The 20,875-nt window shown below is 60.3% G+C and carries 17 protein-coding genes; 8 read left to right on the forward strand and 9 right to left on the reverse strand.

Annotation, left to right across the window (positions count from 1 at the left end; all coding sequences use genetic code 11):
• Nucleotides 1–67: 67 nt before the first annotated feature.
• Nucleotides 68–1,087 (forward strand): branched-chain amino acid aminotransferase, encoded by a 1,020-nt coding sequence (locus LQ215_RS18345; RefSeq protein WP_230151923.1) that lies wholly within the window; start codon nt 68–70, stop codon nt 1,085–1,087.
• 231 nt (nt 1,088–1,318) lie between these two features.
• On the opposite strand, the gene LQ215_RS18350 is transcribed toward LQ215_RS18345, so the two are convergent.
• Nucleotides 1,319–2,248, reverse strand: coding sequence for a DMT family transporter (locus LQ215_RS18350; protein ID WP_230151925.1), 930 nt, complete (start codon nt 2,246–2,248; stop codon nt 1,319–1,321).
• 110 nt (nt 2,249–2,358) lie between these two features.
• Between LQ215_RS18350 and LQ215_RS18355 the strand changes: the two genes are divergently transcribed.
• Nucleotides 2,359–3,153 (forward strand): AraC family transcriptional regulator, encoded by a 795-nt coding sequence (locus tag LQ215_RS18355; RefSeq protein WP_230151926.1) that lies wholly within the window; start codon nt 2,359–2,361, stop codon nt 3,151–3,153.
• Between the two features lie 210 nt (nt 3,154–3,363).
• Here the strand turns inward: LQ215_RS18355 and LQ215_RS18360 are convergent, their stop codons facing one another.
• Nucleotides 3,364–4,119 (reverse strand): ArsR/SmtB family transcription factor, encoded by a 756-nt coding sequence (locus LQ215_RS18360; RefSeq protein WP_230151929.1) that lies wholly within the window; start codon nt 4,117–4,119, stop codon nt 3,364–3,366.
• Nucleotides 4,120–4,201: 82 nt separating this feature from the next.
• On the opposite strand from LQ215_RS18360, the gene LQ215_RS18365 reads away from it, so the two are divergent.
• Complete coding sequence (locus LQ215_RS18365; RefSeq protein ID WP_230151932.1) at nt 4,202–5,338, forward strand: cytochrome P450; 1,137 nt, start codon at nt 4,202–4,204, stop codon at nt 5,336–5,338.
• Between the two features lie 15 nt (nt 5,339–5,353).
• On the opposite strand, the gene LQ215_RS18370 is transcribed toward LQ215_RS18365, so the two are convergent.
• A complete protein-coding gene (locus LQ215_RS18370) occupies nt 5,354–5,695 on the reverse strand; it encodes an FKBP-type peptidyl-prolyl cis-trans isomerase (RefSeq protein ID WP_230151935.1) in 342 nt (113 codons plus the stop codon).
• A gap of 146 nt (nt 5,696–5,841) precedes the next feature.
• On the opposite strand from LQ215_RS18370, the gene LQ215_RS18375 reads away from it, so the two are divergent.
• Together LQ215_RS18375 and LQ215_RS18380 are read left to right on the forward strand one after the other, a co-directional pair.
• Nucleotides 5,842–6,903, forward strand: a complete 1,062-nt coding sequence (locus LQ215_RS18375; protein WP_230151938.1) for a M4 family metallopeptidase — start codon at nt 5,842–5,844, stop codon at nt 6,901–6,903.
• A complete protein-coding gene (locus tag LQ215_RS18380; RefSeq protein ID WP_230151939.1) occupies nt 6,903–7,226 on the forward strand; it encodes a protealysin inhibitor emfourin in 324 nt (107 codons plus the stop codon). The genes LQ215_RS18375 and LQ215_RS18380 overlap by 1 nt, the downstream gene beginning before the upstream one ends.
• A 7-nt stretch (nt 7,227–7,233) precedes the next feature.
• Here LQ215_RS18380 and LQ215_RS18385 read toward each other — a convergent pair whose 3' ends face one another.
• Nucleotides 7,234–7,542, reverse strand: coding sequence for an RcnB family protein (locus tag LQ215_RS18385; RefSeq protein WP_058543516.1), 309 nt, complete (start codon nt 7,540–7,542; stop codon nt 7,234–7,236).
• 264 nt (nt 7,543–7,806) lie between these two features.
• On the opposite strand from LQ215_RS18385, the gene LQ215_RS18390 reads away from it, so the two are divergent.
• On the forward strand, nt 7,807–8,907 hold the full coding sequence (locus LQ215_RS18390; RefSeq protein ID WP_230151941.1) for a DNA alkylation repair protein: 1,101 nt from the start codon (nt 7,807–7,809) through the stop codon (nt 8,905–8,907).
• A 6-nt stretch (nt 8,908–8,913) separates the two neighbouring features.
• On the opposite strand, the gene LQ215_RS18395 is transcribed toward LQ215_RS18390, so the two are convergent.
• Nucleotides 8,914–10,992 carry a putative bifunctional diguanylate cyclase/phosphodiesterase gene (locus LQ215_RS18395; protein WP_230151943.1) on the reverse strand — a complete coding sequence of 693 codons (2,079 nt, stop codon included), beginning with the start codon at nt 10,990–10,992 and terminating at the stop codon, nt 8,914–8,916.
• Nucleotides 10,993–11,354: 362 nt separating this feature from the next.
• Between LQ215_RS18395 and LQ215_RS18400 the strand changes: the two genes are divergently transcribed.
• A complete protein-coding gene (locus LQ215_RS18400; protein WP_003202958.1) occupies nt 11,355–11,996 on the forward strand; it encodes a DUF1345 domain-containing protein in 642 nt (213 codons plus the stop codon).
• Nucleotides 11,997–12,056: 60 nt separating this feature from the next.
• Here LQ215_RS18400 and LQ215_RS18405 read toward each other — a convergent pair whose 3' ends face one another.
• Together LQ215_RS18405 and LQ215_RS18410 are read right to left on the reverse strand one after the other, a co-directional pair.
• Nucleotides 12,057–13,361 (reverse strand): ATP-binding protein, encoded by a 1,305-nt coding sequence (locus LQ215_RS18405; protein ID WP_230151944.1) that lies wholly within the window; start codon nt 13,359–13,361, stop codon nt 12,057–12,059.
• A gap of 4 nt (nt 13,362–13,365) precedes the next feature.
• Nucleotides 13,366–14,067, reverse strand: a complete 702-nt coding sequence (locus LQ215_RS18410; protein ID WP_003202964.1) for a response regulator transcription factor — start codon at nt 14,065–14,067, stop codon at nt 13,366–13,368.
• A 408-nt stretch (nt 14,068–14,475) separates the two neighbouring features.
• On the opposite strand from LQ215_RS18410, the gene LQ215_RS18415 reads away from it, so the two are divergent.
• Entirely contained in the window at nt 14,476–14,931 is a 456-nt protein-coding gene (locus tag LQ215_RS18415) for a hypothetical protein (RefSeq protein WP_230151945.1), read from the forward strand.
• A gap of 59 nt (nt 14,932–14,990) precedes the next feature.
• Here the strand turns inward: LQ215_RS18415 and LQ215_RS18420 are convergent, their stop codons facing one another.
• Both LQ215_RS18420 and LQ215_RS18425 read right to left on the reverse strand, forming a co-directional pair.
• Nucleotides 14,991–17,450: an autotransporter outer membrane beta-barrel domain-containing protein gene (locus LQ215_RS18420; RefSeq protein WP_230151946.1), complete on the reverse strand. Its 2,460-nt coding sequence runs from the start codon at nt 17,448–17,450 to the stop codon at nt 14,991–14,993.
• A gap of 266 nt (nt 17,451–17,716) precedes the next feature.
• Nucleotides 17,717–20,752 carry a hypothetical protein gene (locus LQ215_RS18425; protein ID WP_230151947.1) on the reverse strand — a complete coding sequence of 1,012 codons (3,036 nt, stop codon included), beginning with the start codon at nt 20,750–20,752 and terminating at the stop codon, nt 17,717–17,719.
• Between the last annotated feature and the right edge of the window lie 123 nt (nt 20,753–20,875).

A 20,875-nucleotide genomic window follows, 5' to 3' on the forward strand; every position in this document is an offset into this window, starting at 1 on the left:
TGTCCCCATCCAAAAAACGTCAGAAGCCTTGAACCGTTTCGACGGTTGTCAGGAAATAGAGGGTGTCATGGGTAACGAGAGCATCAATTGGGACAAACTGGGCTTTGACTACATCAAGACCGACAAGCGCTACCTGTCGCACTGGCGCGATGGCGCCTGGGATGCGGGCACCCTGACCGACGACAACGTGCTGCACATCAGTGAGGGCTCCACCGCCCTGCACTACGGTCAGCAGTGCTTCGAAGGCCTGAAGGCCTATCGCTGCAAGGACGGTTCGATCAACCTGTTCCGCCCGGACCAGAACGCCGCCCGCATGCAGCGCAGCTGCGCCCGCCTGCTGATGCCGCACGTCGACACCGAGCAGTTCATCGAGGCCTGCAAGCAAGTGGTCCGCGCCAACGAGCGCTTCATCCCGCCTTACGGCACCGGCGGCGCGCTGTACCTGCGCCCGTTCGTGATCGGCGTGGGTGACAACATCGGTGTGCGCACCGCACCCGAGTTCATCTTCTCGATTTTCTGCATCCCGGTCGGCGCCTACTTCAAGGGCGGCCTGACCCCGCACAACTTCCTGATCTCCAGCTTCGACCGTGCCGCCCCACAAGGCACCGGCGCGGCCAAGGTCGGTGGCAACTACGCCGCCAGCCTGATGCCCGGCTCCCAGGCCAAGAAGGCCAGTTTCGCCGACTGCATCTACCTGGACCCGATGACCCACTCGAAAATCGAGGAAGTCGGTTCGGCCAACTTCTTCGGCATCACCCACGACAACAAATTCGTCACCCCCAACTCCCCTTCGGTCCTGCCGGGCATCACCCGCCTGTCGCTGATCGAACTGGCCAAATCGCGCCTGGGCCTGGAAGTGATCGAAGGCGATGTGTTCATCGACAAGCTGTCAGACTTCAAGGAAGCCGGCGCTTGCGGTACCGCTGCGGTGATCACCCCGATTGGTGGCATCAGCTACAAGGACAAGCTGCACGTATTCCACAGCGAAACCGAAGTCGGCCCGATCACCCAGAAGCTCTACAAAGAGCTGACCGGCGTGCAGACCGGCGACGTGGAAGCGCCAGCGGGTTGGATCGTCAAGGTCTGATCCAAGCCTCCCCCGTAGCACTCGGGGGCTTTTGTGGCGAGGGAGCTTGCTCCCGCTCGACTGCGCAGCAGTCGCAACCCGGTCAATGTGGTCTACCTGAATGATCGCATTGCCTGGCTTTGGGGCTGCTGCGCAGCCCAGCGGGAGCAAGCTCCCTCGCCACAATGAGTTTCAGTACAGAAAGCCCACCCCTGTCCTTGCAGGGGTGGGCTTTTTTACATGTTCTTTCGGTTACTCCCGACGCAAAACCAGCCATCGCCCCCAACGCTGGCGAAACCATCCGTAACCGCTGACCAGCAAAATCCCGCCCAGCACCAGAACCGCGCCAACGATAAAGTTCGGCTCCAGCGGCTCATCCAGCAACCAGACGCCAAAACCGATGCCGAACAGCGGCGTCATGAACGACAGCACGCCCAGTTGCGAAGCGAAATAGTGACGCAACAGGGAAAACCAGATCAGGAAGCTGGCGAAAGACACCAGCAACACCTGGAACGCCATGCTGGCAATGAGTTGTGGCGTGGGGTTGATCGTCGTTTGCCCCAGCGCTACCGACATGCCGATCAGCAGCACCCCGGCGCCAACCAGTTGGTAAAGCAGCGTCTGGCTGGCCGGCAGATTCGTCAACCGCGAACAGCGTACCGTCACCGTGGTTGCGCCCCACAGCGCTCCGGCCAGCAAGCCCATGCCGTCACCGAGCAACGAACTGCCGTTCGCCGTGCCCGAGCCCCCGCTGAAAGCCACCACGATCCCGCCGAATGCAACGGCGATGCCCAGCCATTGCGCCGGCTTGAGGCGCTCGCTCGGCAGTTTCCAGTGCAAGCCGAGGGCGGCGAACATCGGCGCGGTGTAGAGGAAAATCACCATGTGCGACGCCGTCGTATGCCGCAGGCCTTCGCCGACCATCACGAACTCCAAGGCAAACAACAACCCCACCAGCAGGCCCGGGCGCCAACTGCCATCGACCAGGGACAGGCGTTCGCCGCGCACCAGCACCAACAACCAGACCAGTGCCGCAGCGATGGCCGAGCGCACGCCCAGTTGCAGCATCGGCGCCATGTCGGCGGCGCCGGCCTTGATCGCGACTTGCTGGAAACCCCAAATGGCACAGAGGCCGGTCATCAGGGCGCTGACCTGGCCATCCAGGGCGCGGCGGGTGGTCATGGGGAACGGTCCTTGGACAGAAAGAGATGAAAGGATTGTCTGCCTGACACCTTTGCTGGATATAGTGATTACCCGACAAGCCATCCCGGTAATCCGCCATTGCGGTCGATATGCAGCCTCCAGCCCAACATCTGAAGATTCCTCCGTTCGAAGCCGCCCTGCCCTCGCCGATTTTCTTTCGCAGCGCCTGCATGCCGGCCCACGCCACTTACCCTCTGCACCGGCATGCCTGGGGCGAGTTCGTCTACTCCTACAGTGGCGTGATGGAAATCGAAATCGCCCAGCACCATTACCTGGCGCCACCGCAATACGGCATCTGGTTGCCGCCGGACATGGAACACGTTGGCTTCAATCGCCATGAGGCCTGCCATTGTTCGTTATACCTGGCCGCCGAACTGTGCGACGCGTTGCCGGCCGAACCCTGTGCGCTGACCTTGAGCCCGCTGATCCGCGCCCTGCTGGAAGAGTTGCGCAGCGACCCACCGAGCCAACCGCAGACGCCCGAACAGCAGCGCTTGCTGCAGGTGTTGGTGGACAAACTGGCGCAGGCCCCCCATGCCGGCAGCTACTTGCCCTTCTCGGATGATCCCCTGCTGGGCCCCGTGCTGCGGGCCTTGGAGGCGAATCCCAGCGACCCGCGCTCCTTGCCGCAACTGGCCCGCGCCGCCAACACCACCGAACGCACACTGATGCGCCGGGCCCAACGGGATTTGGGCATGTCATTGGTGGAATGGCGCCAACGTCTCAAAGTCATCGAGGCCCTGGCCCTGCTCGAACGTGGCCAGAGCGTGGAAACCATCGGCCTGGACCTGGGCTACAGCAGCGCCTCGGCGTTCATCAGCATGTTCCGCAAGATGATGGGCACCACGCCGGATGAGTATCGGCGCCGGCATATGGCTGGATGATGTGGGTGGTGCTGAAACTGCTATCGCGAGCAAGCTCGCTCCCACAGGGGACCTTGGGTGTTCATGAGTCTTGTATTCAGCGCAGTTCCATTGTGTGAGCGAGCCTGCTCGCGAAGGCGGTGGGTCAGCTTGCATGGAGGTTGGATGTGAAGGCCCCTTCGCGAGCAAGCCCGCTCCCACAGGGGTCTTGGGAGTTCATGGGTTTTGTGTTCAGCGCAGTTCCATTGTGGGAGCGAGCTTGCTCGCGATGGGGCCAGTGGGTTTGACTTCGATTTCAGCATTGACGCCAAACCGCCTCGCCATCTCCCGGCGACCACTGGCCGTCAGCCCCAGCGCCCGGCTGTCCAGATCCTGGATCATCCATTTGCGCTTGATCGCCACTTGCAGCAACGCCGCCCCCAAGGCCCCGCCCAGGTGGGGGCGGCGCATGCTCCAGTCCAGGCAAGGACAGGCGAATCGGCGGCGTTGCGTGGCGAGGCGCTGGACTTCGATGCCCAGCCCTTCGAACACGCCCTCGCCGGATTCACTTAGCCGATAGCCCTCGCCCTCCACGTCCACCAGCCACCCGGCCTCGAGCATGCGGTCGTGCAGACGTACCGCCAAGGTGCCGGCCATGTGGTCGTAACAGGTGCGGGCAAATTGCAGACGGTCCGGTGTGCGCGGGGTGAAGGTTGGCGCGGCGCTCTGGCCGATCACCATCAGCGCCTCCAGCGCCTGGGCGACGCGCGAGTCGGCCAGGCTGTAATAACGATGACGGCCCTGGACGTGCAGGCGCACCAAGGCCATTTGCTTGAGTTTCGCCAGATGTGCGCTGGCGGTCGAGGCCATGACCTCAGCGATGCTCGCCAATTCGGTGCTGGTGCGGGCATGGCCGTCCATCAGCGCGCACAGCATCCGGGTGCGCGCCGGTTCGGCAATGGCCGCGGCCACTTGCGACACGCCCAGGTCATGCTGCTCTGCGTTCATATTTCGCTCCCCGACGAATCAAGCCATGCATTGAATGGAGATAGTAGCAACACTTTCTCCATCACGAACAAGGCCGCGCTTCATGGACCCGATCACCGCCGCGACGCATTCCGACCCTTACCCTTTTTACGCCACCCTGCGCGCTGCCGGCGGGCTGGCCTTCGATCCCGGGCTGAACCTGTGGATCGCCAGCAGCGCCGAGGCCGTGTGCGCGGTGCTGCACCATCCCGATTGCCATGTACGCCCGGCCCACGAGCCGGTGCCAAAGGCCATCGCCGAGGGGCCGGCCGGACGGGTGTTCGGGCACCTGATGCGCATGAACGAAGGTGAACGGCAGCGTTGCCCGAGGGCAGCGATTGCGCCGCGGTTGCGGGACATCGATCCCCGGCAGGTCGAGGCGCTGGTCAGGGCGCGCTTTCTCCGGGACGGCGCCGAAGGCCTGCACCAGGCCCAGTTCATCGGGCCGGCCAGCGTGGTCGCGGCGCTGCTGGGTTTCAGCCCGTCGGACTGTCACCGGGTCAGCGAATTGACCGGGGATTTCGTCGCCGGCCTGTCGCCCTTGAGCCAAGCGCCACAACTGGACGCGGCGCACCGGGCCAGCGAGCAACTGACCGGCTTATTCCAGGAGCGGATCGAGGCGCAGGACAGCCCTTTGTTGCTGGGCATTGGCCAAGGCTTCGAAGACGCTGATCGGGACTGTAAAATCGCTAACCTGATCGGTCTGCTGTCGCAAACCTATGAAGCCACCGCTGGCCTGATCGGCAACGCGTTGCTGGCGCTGATCGGCGACCCAGCGTTGCGCCGGACGCTGCGGGAGGCCCCCACGCAGATCGGTCCATTGCTGGCCGAAATCCAGCGTTTCGACCCGCCGGTGCAAAACACTCGCCGCTTCATCGCCGGGCCCTGCGAAATCCTCGGCACTGCGCTGAACCCCGGAGAGGTGGTCCTGGTGCTGCTGGCCTCAGCCAACCGCGACCCGCAACTCAACCCCCGACCCGACACCCTGCTGCTCGAGCGCCCGAACCGCCGCAGTTTCAGCTTCGGCAGCGGCCGCCATGAATGCCCGGGCCAAACCCTGGCCATGGACATCGCCCGCGCCACGCTGGCGGCAATTCTGGAGCGCGAACCGCCATTGGATCAGTTGACCTGGTGTTACCGCCCCTCCGTCAACGGCCGTATTCCGCTGTTCAGCGAGCGGTCACGTACCGACATGCCATGACCCGCCCCAGCGCCATCAATCGTCCCGGGTCAGGACTTCCAGCAACTCGATTTCAAAGATCAGGTTGGCGTTGGGCTTGATGTGGGCGCCCATGGACCGCTCACCGTAGGCCAGGTGGGCCGGCACCCACAACTTGCGCTTGCCACCGACTTGCATGCCCATCAGGCCCAGATCCCAGCCCTTGATGACACGACCGGTGCCGATCACACATTGGAAGGGTTTGCCGCGACTGTAGGACGAATCGAATTCGGTGCCGTCTTCGAGGGTCCCGCGGTATTGGGTGGTGATCAGCGCGCCTTTGACGACGCTTTTGCCGTCGCCCTGTTCCAGGTCGACGATTTGTAGCTCTTCATTCATGGCGGTATCCCTCGTGTCATTCAGGCGCGGGGTTTTCGCAGAAATTCGGGCGCATGGCAAACGTTGTATGCCATGCGGCAGGGAACCGCGACGGCCTCTTCGGTTCACATGGGTATCGACCCTGCATTTCAGATAAGGATTTTCTGATGATCGACTCTCGCCCGCTCCACGGTTTCATTCCGCCCTACATCCTCAATCGCATCATCGCCCACGGCTCCGAACAGCAACGCTCCAGCGCCCTCGGCACCTTGACCCACGTGCGCAGCCTGCGGCACAACCCCGGCCCGCCCGGCAACCTTCCCGCCGCCGCGAAGTTGCCCAAGCCCGGCAAGGCCGGAGAGCCGCAACGCAGCGTGCATGACGCCCAGAACACCATGGAACTGCCCGGCCAGCCGGTCCGCCTGGAAGGCCAGCGGGCCAGTGGCGACCCGGCCGTGGACGAAGCCTACGACGCCCTCGGCGCCACCTATGATTTTTTCTGGAAGGTGCTGGGGCGCGACTCCATCGATAACAAAGGCTTCGCCCTGGTGGGCAGCGTGCATTATGGCAAGGGCTATGAAAACGCCTTTTGGAACGGTGCGCAGATGGTGTTCGGCGACGGCGATGGCGAAATCTTCCAGCGCTTCACCCGCTCCCTGGACGTGGTGGCCCACGAGCTGGCCCATGGTGTCACCGAAAGCGAGGCCGGCCTGGTCTACGCCAACCAATCTGGGGCGCTGAACGAGTCCATCTCCGATGTGTTCGGTGTGTTGGTCAAGCAGTTCGTGCTCGAACAGACCGCCGACCAGGCCGACTGGCTGATCGGCGCCGACTTGCTCACCGACAAGATCAATGGCGACGGGCTGCGCAGCATGTCCAACCCCGGCAGCGCCTACGATGACCCGTTGCTGGGCAAGGACCCGCAACCGGCGCACATGCGCGAATTCGTCATCACCCGTGAAGACAACGGCGGCGTGCACATCAACTCCGGCATCCCCAACCGGGCCTTTTATCTGGTAGCGACCACGCTGGGCGGATTTGCCTGGGAAAAGGCCGGCCGGATCTGGTATGAAACCTTGTGCGACCGAAGACTGCCGAACGACGCGTCCTTCAGCGCCTTCGCCCGCCTGACCGTCGAGCACGCCCGCCAGCGCTTCGGCACGCGGGAAGTGCAAGCGGTACAGAACGGCTGGGCCCAGGTCGGCGTCGACCTGACACAGGAGAGCTGATGAAAACCCTTCCAAACCTCGATGACAAAGCGGTGGTACGGCTGTCGCGCCAGGGTGGCGTGGCCGCCATCCATGCGTTGACCCGGCCACGGGAAATCGACTTCGCCCAGTGCGACCTCGACCAACGCACACGCATCTGTTCGGTGCTGGAGGGTTGCCTGCCACTGACGTCCTCCACGCCCGGGCGCGGCGACCAACGGTTTTTCCAGATCGAGGTGCACTACCGCACCAACGACCAGGACGACGAGATGGTGCTGCAGGTGCCCGAGGACCAGGCACCTGGCGAGTTGGTTCACCTGTGGGACAAAGGCGAAGTGCTCTAAAAGTGCTCTAACGTGTGGCCGGCACGATCTTGACGATGGCGCCGGACACGGTTTCGATCAGCAAGTACTTGTCGTCGATATGCACCCATTGCTGCTCGTTGGTCGGTTGCTCGAGTTTCTTCTGTTTCCAGTCCTTCATGGCCCTGTCCGCGCGCTGGTAGTCCGCCGGTACCCGGTCGTTCTCCACCAGCCTGCGGCCATTGCTTGGCGAATGCTCCAGGGCGTCTCCGGTTTTCTCGACCGCTTGCGCAACAGGCCCAAGGGCTCCGAGGCCGGCGATCAAGACCAGGCTGGCGATCAGGGATGGTTTGCGCATAGAAAAAAACTCCAGTTATAAAAGGGACTGAACTGGGACTTCACGGGCGGCGAATCATTCCCTTTGCTGTAGGAGCTGTGTAGGAGCTGTCGAGTGAAACGAGGCTGCGATCTTTCCCCTGACACTTGAGTCTCAAGCGAAAGATCAAAAGATCGCAGGCTTCGCCAGCTCCTATAGAGCCGAGCGGGAGCAAGCTCCCTCGCCACGGTTGTGCATGGCATAGTGACAAGTCTTGAACGACAACACCTGCCGGACGGACCCACCATGAGCACCACCACCTCTTCCCCTGCCCTCAAGGAAATCTTCAACAACGCCCGCCTGGAGCACATCGCCAGCGAGATGCGCGCGGTGTACCCGGCATTCGACGCCAAGGCGTTCTTGCACATGGCCAACGACGGGCTGGTCGAGTTGTCGGTGATGCAACGCATGGCCCGGGTCAGTGAGTGCCTGCATGCGGTGCTGCCCCTCGATTACGAAGCGTCGCTGGAGGTGCTGCGCGCCCTGGCTCCGCGCCTGAACAGCATGTTCGTCAGCATGTTCCTGCCCCACTACGTGGCGTCTTATGGCCGGGATCGCTTCGACGTGTCGTTGGATGCGCTCAAGTATTTCACCCGGTTCGGCTCGTCGGAGTTCGCCGTGCGGCACTTCCTGCGCGACGACCTGGAACGCACCCTCAAGGTCATGCACGACTGGGCGCTGGACGCCAACGAGCACGTGCGCCGCCTGGCCAGCGAAGGCAGCCGGCCACGCTTGCCGTGGTCGTTTCACCTGGCGCCGATCCAGGCCAACCCTGACCTTGCCGCGACGATTCTCGACACGCTCAAGGCCGACGACAGCCTTTATGTGCGCAAATCCGTGGCCAATCACCTCAACGACGTCACCAAGCAGCATCCCGACTGGGTGCTGGATCAGATCGAAGGTTGGCCCCTGCAAAACCGCCACACGGCGTGGATCGCCCGGCATGCGCTGCGCAGCCTGATCAAACAAGGCAACCCCAGGGCGCTGGGCGTCATCGGGGTCGGCGGCAAGGCACAGGTGCAGGTGCTGGATTTGCAGGTGACGCCTGCGGTGATTCGCCTGGGGGAGCAGGTCACGCTGTCCTTCACGGTGCAATCAACCCTTGGGCAGAGCCAACGCCTGGTGATCGACTATGCCGTCGACTACGTGAAAGCCTCGGGCGGCACCTCGACCAAAGTCTTCAAGCTCAAGACCTTCGACCTGCCCGCCCAGGGTTGCGTCAACCTCAGCCGCTCCCAGCACATTCGCGAGCTGACCACCCGCAAACATTACGCGGGCCGGCATGCCGTGCACCTGCTGGTCAACGGCGAGCGGCTGGGGAGCACGGCGTTCGATATCGTGCCTTGAAGTGGCTCAGCCCACCGCCACCCGTTGCGCCTGGCGAATATCGTGGATGAACCGCTCCGCCGGCAATGGATGCCCCAGCAGATAACCCTGTAGCGAATCGCAGCCCAACTGGGTCAGGAAGTCTTGTTGCACATCGGTCTCCACGCCTTCGGCGACGATCCGCAGGCCCAGGGCCTGGCCGAGGGCAACGATGGCCGAGACGATGGCCGCGTCATCGCTGTCGTGCTCCAGGTCACGCACGAAGCCGCGATCGATCTTCAGCTCGTTGGCCGGCAGGCGCTTGAGGTACATCAAGCTCGAGTAGCCAGTGCCGAAGTCGTCGATGGACAGGTCCACGCCCATGTCCGAGAGCTGTTGCAGCACCGTCATGCTCGCGTCCGCATCGCTCATGGCGGTGGTTTCGGTGATTTCCAGGGTCAGGCTGTTGGCCGGCAGCTTATGCGTCTCCAACGCCTTGGCCACGCTCTGCACCAAACCGGTATGGCAGAACTGCAAGGCCGACAGGTTCACCGCAATGCGCCAATCGGTATAACCGAGCACGTACCATTCGCGCATCTGCCGACAGGCTTCGTTCAGCACCCATTCGCCGATGGGAATGATCAACCCGGTCTTTTCCGCCAGGTCGATGAAGGTGTCGGGCATCAACAGGCCCTGGGTTGGATGGCTCCAGCGCAACAAGGCCTCGGCGCCGACCGGGCGGCCGTTGGCGGCGTCGAACTTGGGCTGGTAATACAGGCTGAACTGGCGCTGTTCGACGGCGATGCGCAAGTCTTGCAGCAATTGCAATTGCTTGCGGGCGTTGCTGTTCATCGACGCATCGAAAAAGCTGTAGCCGTTTTTGCCGGCGCCCTTGGCGTGGTACATCGCCGCGTCGGCATTCATCAACAGTTCTTCGGCGCTCTGGCCGTTGCCAGGGTAAAGGGCGATGCCGATGCTGGCGGAGATCTGCAAGTCATGGTCGGCCACCCGGAAGGTGCGTGCGATCAAGCCAACCTGACGTGCCGCCAATCGCAAGGCATCGTCGGGTTCGGCCAGTTGCACCAACAGCACGAACTCATCACCGCCGATCCGCGCCAGGGTATCCTGGCCGCGCAGGTCTTCACGCAGGCGCAGGGCCACGTCCCGCAGCAACAAATCGCCCATGTGGTGACCGAAGGCGTCGTTGACCGGCTTGAAGCCATCCAGGTCGATGAACATCAGGGCGAAGCAGCCGCCCTGCTCCTGCACCCGGTGCATGGCCTGGTCGATACGATCAGCCAGCAACACCCGGTTGGGCAGCCCGGTGAGGGGGTCGTGCAGGGCCAACTGGGTCAGTTCCCGGTTGGCCCGGGTCAGGGACAGGGCCAGCTCGGCGGTGCGGGCTTCCAGGCGCGCGTCGAGAATCGACGTCAGCAAGGCGATGGCCAGCACCGCCAGGGTGGTGATCAACACCAGATTGTCCAGGCCCTTGCCGCTCAAGCCGTCCAGGGAACCACAAAAGCTGCCGTCGCTGAACCGCGCCCCGGCCATGCCGGTGTAGTGCATGCCGACGATGGCGATGCCCATGACCACCGCAGCACCTGCGCGAGCCAGGCGCACGTGGGGGCTGTTCTGGCGCAAGCGAAAGGCAATCCACAGCGCCGCCGCCGAAGCGCCGAAGGCAATCACCAACGAAGCCCCGAACAGCGTCGGGTCATAGTCGATGCCCGGCTGCATCCGCAACGCGGCCATGCCGGTGTAGTGCATGGTGCTGATCCCGGCACCCATGATCAGCGCACCGAACGCCAGTTGCCACGCCGGCAATCGTGGCTGGCTGACCAACCACAGGGCAAAACCGCTGGAAAGAATCGCGACCAGCAGCGACAACGCGGTGATGGATACGTCGTAGCCAAGCTCCACCGGCAAGCTGAACGCTAGCATGCCGATGAAGTGCATAGACCAGATGCCCACCCCCATCGCCAGCGCGCCCCCGATCATCCACAAATGCGCGGCGCGCCCCTGGGCGGTCGCGATCCGCCCGGCCAGGTCCAGGGCGGTGTAGGAAGCCAGCACGGCAACAAACAGGGAAATCGAAACAAGGGCGGGGGAATAACTGCCAATGAGCATGGTTTTTTCTCGTAACAGGAGAACCGGACTGCTTCCATGCCCGGTTGGAGGCCGGCGATTGTACTGAATCGTGACAGGGACGCACGAACCAAATGTCAAAAAGCCATCAACACTGGGATATTTTCGACGAAAGACACTTCGCCGGCTTTTTCAGGACTCATACCTATTTTTTCAGGCAGTCAAAATCCCCCTGTGGGGCTTGCTCGCGAAAGCGGTGGACCAGCATATATTAATGTTAAATGTCACGACGCCTTTGCGATGCAGGAAGCGGGCGTGCAATTGATCGAGTCCAGCGCGATAGATGGCCGCCCCTTCGCTTGACGGCTCATACTAGGCGTCTCTTTTTCGGACAGTGAGTTGCCATGCCCTTCCTCGCCCGCACCCACCCGCGTCTGTCCAGCGCCACGGTCCTTGGCCTGGCGGTGGGTATCCTGGTTCCCGTGGACTCGATCATCAGCAAAATCCTGATCGGCTGGAATGTCGGTGTCTGGACCTACCTGGTGCTGATGTCCTGGCTGACCGTGCGGGCCAAGGCGCCCGACGTCCGGCGCATCGCTGAAATCGAAGATGAAAATGCCGGGCTGGTCCTGCTGGTGGTCTGCATCGCGGCGCTGGCCAGCCTGGCGACCATCACCCTGGAACTGGCCGGCAGCCGCGACCTGAATGCCGCCGGCAAGCTGTTGCACTACGGTTTCACGGCAATGACCGTGATCGGTTCATGGTTGCTGATCGGAGTGATCTTCAGCGTGCACTACGCGCGGCTGTATTACACCTGGGAGGGCAAGGAGCCGGCGCTGAGGTTTGCCGAAGGGCTGACCACGCCCAACTATTGGGATTTCCTGTATTTCTCTTTCACCATCGGCGTGGCGGTGCAGACCGCGGACGTGGGCGTCGCCACGCGGCAACTGCGCAAGATCGTCCTGGCGCAATCGTTGATCGGGTTTGTGTTCAACACGGCGATCCTGGGGTTTTCGATCAATATTGCGGCGGGGTTGTTTGGGTGAGGCGTATGGGGGCCGCTTCGCGGCCCAGCGGGAGCAAGCTCTCTCGCCACAGAAACGGTGTCAGGTATCAGGGGTTGGCAGCCACAGCCTGAAGCGCGCCCCGCCCAGGGGCGAGGCTTCGACGGTCAGTGTGCCGCCCTGGGCTTCCAGGGCCCGGCGGCTGATGGCCAGGCCAAGGCCGAAGCCGCCGGTGGCGCGGTCGCGGCTGCGGTCCAGGCGGTAGAACGGCTCGAACACACGCACGCGTTCACTGTCGGGAATGCCGATGCCGTCATCGTCCACCCAGATCTCACAGCCTTGATCACCCACCAGCACACCGACCTGGATACGCTTTTCGCAATAACGCATGGCATTGCGCAGCAGGTTCTGCAAGGCCCGTGCAGTCAGGCGCGGGTCCAGCACGAAACGCTCCAGTGCCCCGTGCAACAGCACGTCGATCACCACGTCCGGCGCCGCCAGGTCCTCGTCGACACTGCCCAGGATGCTGTCGATGAACTCGTCCAATGCCACCTCGACCCGTTCGGGCAAATGCTGCGGGTTCTGCAGACGGCTGTAGGACAGCAGTTCCAGCACCAACTCATCGAGCTCGCGAATGTGCGCCACCAACCCTTGCAGGCGCTCACGACTGGCCACCGGCAGCTCTTCGGACAGCGCCAAAGCCAAGCCGAAGTCGAGCCGCGTCAGTGGCGTGCGCAGTTCGTGGGATACGGCGTTGAGCAGGTCCCGCTGTTGGTTGAGCAGGTTCTCGATGTCGCCGGCCATGGTATCGAACACGTGGGCCAAGCTGCCGATGTTGGAGCTCGACGCGATCTGCGTGCGTTCGCTCAAGTGGCCCTTGCCGAAACGCTCGGCGGTGCGCTTGAGCCGCTCCAGGTCGCGCCAGTGCGGCCGCAACCAAAGCAACAGGCAGGCCAGCATCGTCGCGCCGATCAACACGTTGATGCTCCAGTACAACCAGCTGACATCGGCCGGGTCCGGCGGCACGACCATCTTCACCGCTGTGCGCTCATCCAGCGGCGCCGCCGCCAGGGTTCGCCAGGCCCAGTCGCCAAGGCGCACCACGTTCTCGCCGCGCTTGAGACGCGCCTGTTCATCGGCGCTGAAGCCGCCGTCATCGACCGCGGCCAGCTCGATGCGCAGCGGGTCGAACTCCTTGTCCATCTGCGCCGCCAGCGCCGGCCATTGCTCGCTGGGCACGGCGCGGAACTGCTTGACCATCAAGGTTTGCAGGCCACGGGAATAATCGAGGTTATAGGTCAGGAAACGCTCATGGAACAGGCGAATCACCAGTTCCGGCATCAGGTAGATCGCCGCGCTGTAGGAGACGATGGTGACCAGGTACAAGCGAATCAGCAGCTTCCACATCGGCTCAGCATTCCCACTCGGAACGACTGAACAGATAGCCCTTGCCCCACACGGTCTTGATCTTGCGCGCTTCGTCGGCGTTGTCGTCGAACTTGCGCCGCAACTTGGAAATCGCCACGTCCACCGAACGGTCGGTGCCGTTGAACTCGATGCCGCGCAGGCGCTGCAGGATCTGGTCGCGGCTCAGCACTTCGCCGGAATGACGGGCCAGCACCACCAGCAGGTTGTACTCGCCGCTGGACAGTTCCACCGCTTGTCCGCGCCAGGTTACGGTGCGCTCGGACAGGTCGATGCACAGGTTGCCCATGACAATGCGGTCGTTGACCGTCTGCGGCTCGGTGAGGCTGCTGCGGCGCAGCAAGGTACGCACCCGCGCCAGCAACACCCGGGGCTCGCAAGGCTTGGTGACGTAGTCGTCGGCGCCCATCTCCAGGCCCAGGACCTGGTCGTGGCTGTCGTCCCGGGCGGTGAGCATCAAGATCGGCAAGGTCGCCGAGTCGGCCCGCAGCAGGCGGCAAACCTGCAAGCCGTCCAGCCCCGGCAGCATCAGGTCGAGGATCACCAGGTCCGGCGGATCGACCCGCGCCCGTTCACGCACATGATCGCCACGGCTGAGCACGCTGACCTGATAGCCGTTGCGTTCCAGGTAACTGGCGATCAGCTCGGAGAGTGCGGTGTCGTCTTCGACGAGGAGGATGTTGGGCATGGGTGTATCCAGAAAATTCGGTGGCGCTTGCTCGCATAGCGACCAGTCAGGCGCAGGAAACCTCAAGCTGCCAAGGATATACGCCCTCGCCCCCCCACGAGCAAACCCCTTACACAATTTCACACAGCCCCTACAAAGCTTTACCAATGCGCCCCTTCCCCCCCGTAGCATGCAACGTTCATTATTGGGGAAGCACCATGCCAAAGAACTCCCTCGCCACCCAGGGCACAAGCGCATTCAAGAGTCAGCGCCGCCTGCGGGGCATCAAAAAATCACAAATTAAAAAGCTTGTAAACTGTCAGGAATGACAGTTTACAAGTCTTTGGAAAACGCGCTTTCTATAGTGCATCCAGCATTAGGGTCAACACGGCCTTTGGACACCTTGTTCTAACAACGGAGACCAAATCCATGAATGCTGCCACTCATCAATTGAGCTTTGCCCCCGGCAACTATGTTACCGGGTCAGCTTTCTCAACCAATGGCAAAGACTTCCCCGAGTTTGTCGCCACCTCCCGGCTGATCGAAAAGCGAAAAGCAGGTATCTCGCAAACGGAAGCCATAGTGATTACCGCCATTGATCGGGAAGAAAAAAAGACCAGGGCGTCAATCACTTCCACCCGTGAGCTTATTATCAGCATTCCGGCCAATTTAGAACCGGGTAGCTATGACTTGAACACACGGGATGATGTGAGCTTCAGCCTCAAGGAATCCACCACAATTTACGAAGGTATTTCCGGCAGCATCGAATTGGTACCGGCCTCGGAGGGGAACGTAAGGGGCAACTTCAATGTTGATCTCGAACTGCCGGAAACCGATGGACAAACCATGCTGCTCAAAGGCCAGTTCCAGGTGCGCAAGGCTTGATAGTTCATTGCCAACACCCCGTAAAAAAGGGAAGCCGAAGCTTCCCTTTTTTACGTTACTCAGAATGAGTAGTGAGCGCCCAGATTGAAACCGATGTCCTTGGTGACATTGTCACCTTTGCTGGTATCGAGTTCGGCATGAACCTGCCAACGATCACTCAATGTCCATGAGGCTCCCGCCGCCACTTCGAACCGGGTACCGGACAAGTCGTTGTTGAACTTGTTGTTGTTGACTCGAACTTCGTTGTGTTTGGCGAACTCCTGGACCACCGCGGTGCGAATATGCGGTTGCAGTACGCTGCCATCGTCCAGGGTCATACCCCGTCCCAGTGTCACACCCACCTTGCCAAGCATGGATCGCGTGGTGTCGGCGTCCGCCTTCAAACCGTTATCGAGGCTGAAATCCTTGCCCTGCACTGTCGCGACCTGCCACTGGGTAAACGGCTCCACGTAGTAGCCATCCTTGATATCGATGTGTTTACCAAACTCCACCGACGCACTGGCCCCCAGGTTGTTGTAGCCGCCCTTGGTCCTGGTGCCATCGCTCATCGTCACCTTGGCGTCGTTACGGAAATGGTTGAGCTTGGCGACGGTATCCAGGTAGTAACCGCTATCACCCAGCCAGGTGCCATACATACCCAGGGAGGTGCTGTCGATTTCTCCCGAGCTGCCACGGCTCAAATCGAGGTTCGACTTGCTGTAACCGGCGAATACACCCAGCAACACACGTTCGCCCGCGATCTGCACCGGGGTATCGACCCCCAGGGAGATGCCGTGTTGATTCTGGCTGTAGCCGTTTCCGTAAGCGTTGGTGGTGATGCTGTAGCGGTTGCCGAACGAACGAATCCAGCCACCGGTCTTTCCGCCATTGACCCGCAGATCGCCCATACGGGTGTTCAACAGCGCCATCTCGCCATAAATCAGCGTGGGCGCAGTGCCGAAGATGGCCATGACCGAACGGGTTGGCGTGCTGACCTCATCCTTATCGGGTTGCAGATACCAGTCATCACCATTCTTCACCAAACGGTAGGTATAAGCGCCGACATCCACGCGATCATTGACCAGATCGTACTGGGCACCTGACGCGACACTCTGCACCACCTTGATCGAGTCATCATTGACCGGATCAAGACCGGTGCTGGCGACCAACACTTGATGATTGCCGGTAGCGCTGCCCGTGATGTTCAGCAGGTCACTGATGCCCTGATTGAAGTCGGTGCCTATTTCGAACCTGCCATTACCCGCCAGATTGGCCACGTCCAGTTGGAAATATTGCTGACCAGTCCCCAGCCGAACGGTCCCGCCAGAGTTGAGCGTAAGGTTGCTCACCGACTGGCTGTCGGTCATCTGCCATAACGCCTGATTGCTGATGGCGAAATTGGATACACCATTCACCTGCCCGGTCAGGCTCGCGCCGTTATCCAAGGTCAGATTGGACACGCTGTCGGCAGCGCCCGTTACATCACCGACCATCACGCTACGGTTGTTGATCGATACATTGGCGACATCTTGCAAGTTGCCGGTGAGCGTGGAGGCGTTGTTGATCACCACGCTTGCGGCGCCGAGGATATTGCCCGTCATACTCGCCTGATTGTTGAGGGTCGCATTGGTGACGTTTTGCATCTCACCGGTCAACGACGCAGCGTTCTGCAGGGTGACGTTACCCGAACCGCCCTCATCCACCACGATGTTCCCCGTCAAGGCACTGTTATCGACGAGCAAATTAGCCGCAGCACCGGTACGCACTTCAAGCAACGTACCGTTCCCACCTATCAGGGTTGAACCGTTGCGGACCTCGATGTTGGCCACGCCTGGGATATTGGCAGGACTGTACCCGACGACAATGGCCGAACCGCTTTGACCTTCTACCTGGGTACTGTCCAGCACGATCGACGACTGGATGACCGTTGATGGGTTGGCATCGGTGCCCACGATCAACCCGTTCAGGCCTCCGGTGATCGTGCTGCCGCTGGCGGACAGTGTTCCCTCATGCAGACGTATCCCGAAACTGTTGGCGCCGGTGCCCTCCACCGTGGAGTTCTGAACGGTCAGGTCGCTGAAACGGTTGCCGGCGAGCCCTCCCGTCAGGCCTCGGACCACACTGTTGTTATTCAAGGTGACCTGCGAGCCGCCAATACTGTTGATGTCACGTGCGGCCAATATGCCAATTCCCTGAGCACTGGTCACCGTGGAGTTATTCAGCGTAGCGCTGGCGTTGGTCAGCGCAACACCCTGGTTCAATCCGTTCGTCCCGTCAGGAGTGACCGTGGAGTTGGTCAGGTTAACCACGGCACCTGCATTGCCGGTGATGCTTAAGGTCGAGGCCCCCGTGCCGGTTAACGTCGCGCCGGCTTGAACGATCCAGGTCTCCACCGGGGTATTAACGTCGATAGACTGGCTTTGCCCTGCAGGAACAGTGCCGGCCTCGGCCAGCGATGGATTTATCAGCAGCGGCATGAACAACATGGCCGACACACTGGCAGCTGTCTTGCGATAGGGAAATACAGACTTAGACGACATATTAATGAGTCCTACTCGATTACATTCCTTCAGGAACGAATGACCGACTCAATGGGCGCGAGCCGGAATAAAAAACAGGCGCCAGACTAAGGTTTATCCATCCATTGTTATGTAGGACAAATCTTTATATGCGTACGACTTCACCCGTTTTAATGTGGGATCTCTACCTCTGAACCTATGGAATCTCGCTTCAACAGTTAAAGACGACAACAACTGTCGTCCTTAACTGTTTGTGTTTGAAGCACTAATATTTATTGGAAGCCATATCAAGGGACCTCAGGGCGTTCCTGTTCGCAATACACCAGGCTGGAGTTCAAGAGCGAAACAGGTAGGGTGACCGCAGACTCGATGCCATTGACCGTATAGGCAATTCGTGCGTAGCGCATGGCCGGGCGCTGTTCCGGTCCAGGGCTTGGCAATTGGATCTCGCGGATCTTGTCGTAGTCAGTCAGTCTGAACTCCAGGTCGCCCGTTACTGGCATCGTTCCCGAATCAGTAATAAGGGTATTGGGAATGGGCGACGCATCCCCTGCATTGGTTGTCCGCCCTTCGAATTCCAGTGTCACCGCGGCACCCGATGGAATATTCCGGTCGCGTTGGATGCGGATTCGCAGATTGCGTGGCATATAGGGCGGCATAGGCCCGCCAGCCGTTGTCGGATGGTTGAGGCTCGGACAGTTGATCATGGTCACGATCCGTTCCGGCACCGTCGAACCTGTCGCGCCTTTGTAGGCCGAGACGACAATTTGTGGTTTCGGCAAGTCGATGACGATCGCCGTCACATCGACCTTGGTCGTTGGCGTCTGCTTCATCACGTTTTCGCTGCCAGGGTACTCGATGGTGATGTAGGCCTCACGGGCGTCGCCACTTGCCACCGTGCCGTTACCCTCATCCCGAATGGTGGTCCAGGGTAATTGAGTCGTGACCGTCGTAGCACCTACCACTACAGGAACTGGACCGCCAACCTGCTTGCCCTGATAGTAAAACTTGACGATTTCACGGCCTGTTACGGGCCGATTAGGATCAGTCCAAAGGGGCCAGTTCATCGCAGCATCCATACCCGCCTGATCAGGCCCCAGTGTGTTGGGAGGGGGCGGTTGGTTACCTGCGCCTTGAACCACTACCGGCGTTATGTTGATGTTGTCCGGGTCCGGCAGATTGGGGTTTTCCGGCCCGGCATAGGAAAAGTCGATGATCGCATATTGCATGGGCGCCGAAACCGGATTGGGACTAATGGTTGCGCGATACAGTTCATACCAGTATTCGATCTCGGTTTCGTCAGGTTTATTTTCGTCCCCGAAAAACGGGGCCAAGGTTCCGTAGTCCAGATCGAACGTCAATGTTGCAGTCGTGGGGGGAGTCGGGATGACCTGTTCGGGCAAAGCGGTTGTCCCCCTTTCGGTTGAATTGATGTAGGGAATGATTTGATCACCACCCAGCGCGTGAAGCGGAGGGTCTATTTCCATAATCGCCCGGGTGCCGGGAGGCGCGACCGTCGAGAAAGTAATCGGCACGCCACCATTGGTGACCGGGATCCTTGGCACCCCCAGAATCGGTGCGGGCGCCTTGACCCGATTGAAAAAGAAGGTGACAGCAGCGTGGTTACTGATATTTCCAGGCAGGTCAGTGAGGTTGTAGGAATAGTAATAGGTCCCGTCATCCAACCCTTCCAGAAAAGTGAGGGGAATGTTGATGATACCGGTAGCAAGCAAAGGGTCGCTAAACGCCGGCGTTTCAGCCTGCATCAGTTTGAAGGTCGTTGCTTTCGAAATATAAAAATTGACGCTATCGTTTCCTGCTTCAAACTTTGTATAGGCATGGGGGATAACGATGTCCAATCCGTTGGTATTGGCAGGGTCAGCCAGCCAGGCGTCGTCGATGGTGGTGACAACGGGGATTACTGCTGTTGGCCGTGGTGTCCCCTCACCGTTCCCTGGCCCGGGCTGCCGTTGGTAAGGTGCGGTCAAATCAACGAGGACGTCGGTATAGGTATCCGATGAGTCTACGTTGCCGTCATCGTCCTCAAGAATAAATGCCATTTCGTACGGCGCGTAATCACCGTTGAGATGATTCACATCGACCAGGGTATCGGTTGGCACATCAAACTCTATCGGGAAGGTCCAGACATCTCCTGGCTGATTGTTCCTTTCCTTGACTGCCACCAAATAGGCGGGGTCGTAAGGTTGAGGGTCGGGGAGTGCACCACGCGGAAATACTTTAAGTTCTATCCTTGCCCCGCCTTTGACTTTATCGTCAATGTTTGGAAGCCGCACTTTGATAAGCTTGTCTACCTTGAGCTGTTGATAGGTGAGCCTTCCGTCCGCCAACTGACCGATAATCACTGGAGATTCGGCCAATACACCACCACCTGATTTAACCTTCATGTTCATGTTTTTAGACTCCATCGATGATTGATTCATTGAATCGCCAACGTCATGAAACGCTGAAGCGCTGCCGGTGGCTGAACCCAACCCCGCCACACTGCCTGGACCACAGGAAAGCGCCTCGCCCGGGATGATTCGATCGATCTTCACCAGCCCGGGTGGTGATTTGCCTAACGCACCGCCATTTCGATACAACGTGTAACGGGCTAAAGCCGATGCATTTCGCTCCATCGGTTTTATGTACTGCTCATACTTGTCACTGCCTAATACGAAATCGAATCCCTGCGTGGACGTGGCCTCTTCCTGCGTCAATAACTTAGTCAGTCGCAGCGCTGTCCCAGGAATCGGATCCCGACCATTGAGCGTGGTAAAACCCTCCCAATCCAGGACGCACTCATCATCCTTGGCGAACCGTCCTGGTTGAGCGGGAACATGAACGAATATGCTTTCCCATAACTTCGGCTGCGAAGAGCAATTGAGATAGCCCCATAACGTAGCGCTGGGAAAATCTGGCTCGGCCAGATTCACAGGGGTAGGACGCTTGACAATGAACACTTGCGGAGAGGAGGTATCCTCGTTTTCATCATCTCCCGCTGTCACCCGATAACGCAGGCGAATATCCCCTTCTATCTGAAGGTACTCCGGCGGTAATAAAACAAAATCCGGAAAGTTCACCGGTACGGGAAACGGCTCGCGGTGGAACGGTATTTCCACCGGCGAACCCGGCGCTACCACCCACACTTCCAGCAAGTCACTTTTACCGGTTGTCTGGGATGGAGCCTCCCACTCTGGAATGAATAGTTTCGCGCCCACGATGGAAGCTTCGGGCGGAAGCACGTTGTCTGCGCCAACCCCTTCAATCCTCAAAGGTCTTGCCAGGACACCGATATTTCTTCCACTTTTGCTTGACGAAGACATTCACAATTCTCCAGAGCCAGGATTGATCTGGCCTGGAGAAATTAGATGCGGATTTGCCGGTGACGCCTACTGTCAGATCTGACAGGTCTGACGGCCGTTCGTCGGACTGATCACCGCGGCCGC

The sequence above is a fragment of the Pseudomonas brassicacearum genome (assembly GCF_918698105.1).
GTDB lineage: Bacteria > Pseudomonadota > Gammaproteobacteria > Pseudomonadales > Pseudomonadaceae > Aquipseudomonas > Aquipseudomonas brassicacearum_F.

Coding starts and splice junctions, on each gene's coding strand:
- LQ215_RS18345 (WP_230151923.1), top strand. CDS start 68: ATGGGTAACGAGAGCATCAATTGGGACAAACTGGGCTTTGACTACATC.
- LQ215_RS18365 (WP_230151932.1), top strand. CDS start 4,202: ATGGACCCGATCACCGCCGCGACGCATTCCGACCCTTACCCTTTTTAC.
- LQ215_RS18355 (WP_230151926.1), top strand. CDS start 2,359: ATGCAGCCTCCAGCCCAACATCTGAAGATTCCTCCGTTCGAAGCCGCC.
- LQ215_RS18395 (WP_230151943.1), bottom strand. CDS start 10,992: ATGCTCATTGGCAGTTATTCCCCCGCCCTTGTTTCGATTTCCCTGTTT.
- LQ215_RS18350 (WP_230151925.1), bottom strand. CDS start 2,248: ATGACCACCCGCCGCGCCCTGGATGGCCAGGTCAGCGCCCTGATGACC.
- LQ215_RS18400 (WP_003202958.1), top strand. CDS start 11,355: ATGCCCTTCCTCGCCCGCACCCACCCGCGTCTGTCCAGCGCCACGGTC.
- LQ215_RS18385 (WP_058543516.1), bottom strand. CDS start 7,542: ATGCGCAAACCATCCCTGATCGCCAGCCTGGTCTTGATCGCCGGCCTC.
- LQ215_RS18425 (WP_230151947.1), bottom strand. CDS start 20,752: ATGTCTTCGTCAAGCAAAAGTGGAAGAAATATCGGTGTCCTGGCAAGA.
- LQ215_RS18390 (WP_230151941.1), top strand. CDS start 7,807: ATGAGCACCACCACCTCTTCCCCTGCCCTCAAGGAAATCTTCAACAAC.
- LQ215_RS18405 (WP_230151944.1), bottom strand. CDS start 13,361: ATGTGGAAGCTGCTGATTCGCTTGTACCTGGTCACCATCGTCTCCTAC.
- LQ215_RS18410 (WP_003202964.1), bottom strand. CDS start 14,067: ATGCCCAACATCCTCCTCGTCGAAGACGACACCGCACTCTCCGAGCTG.
- LQ215_RS18375 (WP_230151938.1), top strand. CDS start 5,842: ATGATCGACTCTCGCCCGCTCCACGGTTTCATTCCGCCCTACATCCTC.
- LQ215_RS18415 (WP_230151945.1), top strand. CDS start 14,476: ATGAATGCTGCCACTCATCAATTGAGCTTTGCCCCCGGCAACTATGTT.
- LQ215_RS18420 (WP_230151946.1), bottom strand. CDS start 17,450: ATGTCGTCTAAGTCTGTATTTCCCTATCGCAAGACAGCTGCCAGTGTG.
- LQ215_RS18360 (WP_230151929.1), bottom strand. CDS start 4,119: ATGAACGCAGAGCAGCATGACCTGGGCGTGTCGCAAGTGGCCGCGGCC.
- LQ215_RS18370 (WP_230151935.1), bottom strand. CDS start 5,695: ATGAATGAAGAGCTACAAATCGTCGACCTGGAACAGGGCGACGGCAAA.
- LQ215_RS18380 (WP_230151939.1), top strand. CDS start 6,903: ATGAAAACCCTTCCAAACCTCGATGACAAAGCGGTGGTACGGCTGTCG.